This window comes from Achromobacter sp. SIMBA_011, assembly GCF_046535435.1.
GTDB lineage: Bacteria > Pseudomonadota > Gammaproteobacteria > Burkholderiales > Burkholderiaceae_B > Achromobacter > Achromobacter dolens.
Genome location: NZ_JAWRWN010000370.1, coordinates 1 through 276 on the forward strand (window position 1 = coordinate 1; position 276 = coordinate 276).

The window sequence follows — 276 nt, forward strand, 5'->3', positions numbered from 1 at the left end:
GATCTGCTGCCACACTTCGTCGTCGATGTTCTCGGCGTCGTATTCGTCCTCGAGCAGCTCGACGCATTCCTTCACGCGCTCGTCGTACGACGTGATCCGCTCGCGCGCGAGGCGCTGCAGCCCGTGCCAGTCGCCGCGCTCGTACAGCGTCTTCGCTTCGACGGCGGCTTCCCGAAAGATCCGGTAGTGGCGGTCGAAGTATTCGAGCATCGTCTGCGCGATGTCGAAACCGATCTGCGACGACAGCAGTTTGGGGAAGTGATTCATGCGTGCAGG

General features: G+C 62.0%; 1 protein-coding gene. It reads right to left on the bottom strand.

All coding sequences use genetic code 11. The features are described 5' to 3' along the window. On the bottom strand, window positions 1-267 hold a 267-nt coding region (locus SB816_RS31335; RefSeq protein ID WP_410548159.1), incomplete at its 3' end, for an isocitrate dehydrogenase kinase/phosphatase AceK regulatory subunit. Window positions 268-276: the final 9 nt, after the last annotated feature.